Source organism: Protofrankia sp. Cj3, from assembly GCF_917627355.1.
Taxonomy (GTDB): Bacteria; Actinomycetota; Actinomycetes; order Frankiales; family Frankiaceae; genus Protofrankia.
In genome coordinates this window covers 40,910-43,497 of record NZ_CAKJTR010000008.1, presented here as the reverse complement: position 1 = coordinate 43,497, position 2,588 = coordinate 40,910, and the positions used below count along the sequence as shown (strand labels likewise).

Annotated in this window: 1 protein-coding gene; it reads left to right on the top strand. The window is 65.6% G+C overall.

What is annotated here, in order from left to right; translation table 11 throughout:
* Positions 1 to 97 precede the first annotated feature (97 nt).
* The gene (locus MJ783_RS02195; protein ID WP_239308215.1) at positions 98 to 2,527 is read left to right on the top strand and encodes an ATP-binding protein; all 2,430 of its coding nucleotides are present in this window, start codon (positions 98 to 100) and stop codon (positions 2,525 to 2,527) included.
* Positions 2,528 to 2,588: the final 61 nt, after the last annotated feature.

Below are 2,588 nucleotides of genomic sequence, written 5' to 3'. Positions count from 1 at the left end.
TGGCCATACCGCGGCACGGTGTTTGTACCTACGCCAGATACAACCGCTCGGGTGATGAGATCCTGAAACCCCATCCAGCGTTGCCAGAGGGGACGGTATGGATCTTTTCGTCGGCCGGGAAGCCGAACTGGCCGAGGCGTTACGCCTGCTCTTCACCCGGGGCGAAGGGTCGGTGATCGACCTCGTCGGCGTTCACGGCCTGGGTAAATCCGCGCTGATCCGGCAGCTGGTCAGCCGGGTTGACGGCGTCAACCGGCTGTACATCTTCAACGAGGACATGTCCGCGTTCCGGCGCGAAGGCTTTCGGGACGCCTTCGGCCCCCGCGCGTCAGCCCCCGTCCTGTGGGAGACCTTCGCCCGGACGAGGGAACTGATGCTTCGGGTGACGGACCGAACCCGGGCGCGGGAGTTCGACGCTTTCCGCCAACTGTGCGAGCGCGAAACGCGGCTGCTCGGTGGCGCGCCGAAAGCCGAACGCACCGGGCCGCATGACCCAGCCGGAGGCGACGAGCCCGAGACTGTCAAGGCCCGGATCCGCCAGGCACAGTCCGCCATCGACGACGCCTTCGTCAGCGGCTGGGCGGAGTGGAGCCGGCGTCGGCACATCCTCATCACCATGGATTCCTTCGAACGCATCGCCGACGACGAGATGGGGTACTGGCTGGCACGTATGGCGCTGCGCCTGACGAACACCCTGGTCGTCATCGCCCGGATACCGTCGCAGCACACGTTCACCGCGGGATCGAATCGATGGCACGTCCGGCAGCTTCCCTACCTGTCCCGCGACGAAGTCGTCTCCTACCTCGACCAGACCTTTCACGGTGCGTTGCGGCCAGGTGTCGCCGATGTCGTCCACGACTTCACGGCGGGGCATCCCGGTGGCCTGTCGCTGGCGGCGAACCTGGTCGGCGAGACGGGCCCGGACAAACTTGAGGCGGCGGACCTGCGGCGAACGCTGCAACGGCTGCCTGACGACCCGTGGGAGAAATGGGCCGGTCTCGTCCGTCTCATCGTTGACGCCGTCCGGGATGCCCGGCTGTCCAGAGCCGTCCATGCCTGCGCCGTGGTCAACACCTTCGACGAACCGTTACTCGCGGAACTACTGACGGAAGACGACAACGAGCATCCCGATGTCGGAAATGTCATCCAGACCCTTAAAGGGTACGGCATTGCCGAGCAGATACTCGCGGTCGCCGACGAACCGTCCGACCGTTTCCGTCTGCACGAGTTCATCCGCCTGTCACTGAGCCGGGAACTGCGGACCATGCATCCCCGCACCTGGCAGGATCTCCATCAGAAAGCCTCCCGGCACTACTTCCGCCTCGTGTCGGAATGGGAGGACGACACGACTGGCGCCTACAGTTCCTGGTATCGCTACGAACATCCCCGCTGGCAGGCATACAAACGGGAGTGGCTGTTCCACGCCCGGCGGGTGTCCCGGAACCGCACGATCACCCGGGCACGCTTCGCGCTCGTGTTTCTGGAAGCCTTCTGGTGGTGGGGGTGCTACTGCCCGTTCGAGTACAACCGACGGCTGCTGGAGGACTGGGAGCGTACCTGGCACCAGGAGGACTCACTCGCCGGGAACGTCGGCTCCATAGCCGCCGCGACCCAGCATAACCCGGACGACCAGCTGGGCGAGGCACTGGCCTTCGTGCTGGACAACTACCCGCCTGGCTATCTCAAGACCGATGCCCCCTGGAACGACATCCGCAACCGGCTGCTGCTCGTGCAACGCCTCTGTGGGCTCGGTCGTGGCGCACGTGTCGACGCCACCGCGGAAGAGGAACGAGAGCTGGGGCGGGTCAACGGTCTGATCAAAATATTTCTCGCGCACAGCAGGCGATTCCATGACCCGGCTGACCCTGCCGCGGGCCGCTACTACAACGAGGCGCTGGCCGTGTTCGAGGAGCTCGCGGACGACTGGAACGTCGCCTGGCTGCTTTTCGAAGTCGCTGACCTGGCGCTGGAACGGGGCGCGCTGGACGAGGCGACCGCCCGCGCCAGCTCTTCGGCGCAGCGCCTGGCCCAGCTCGCCGCGCAAACAGATGACTGGGACGAAGAACTGATCGCAAATCTCTTCCGTGTACGCGCGGACGTGCAGTGGGCAATGGGAAACACCGACGCGGCATTCGCGGACTACTATCGCGCGGTCGTCCACGCCTACCGGTTCATGGGCGTCCCGCACCCACCGGACGCGTACAACCTCGTTTTCTACGAGGAGATGACCACCCGGACAGTGACCCGGCTATGCGAAATCTTCAGTCGCTCCGGTATCGAGGAGGCAACGCGACGGACCGAGCCGGCCAGACGCCTGTTCTCAAGCACTGGGCAAACCGGCGAGGACGACGTCCGCCGGATGTTCGATGATTCGGATGTACATGCGCTACGCGGCTGGCTGTTCCCGCGCGCGCCCGAACCCGCCGAGCTGCGGTCGGCGGACTCCGCCTTCATGGACGAGTGGGGCGTCTTCGACGAGGATGAACCGCCCTCGGATGCCGATGTCGAGTTGCTCCGCCTCGGCTGAACGCACCTCACGACACGGCGCGTCACGACGTGAACGGCGGGGGCTGCGGGGGCTGCGGGGG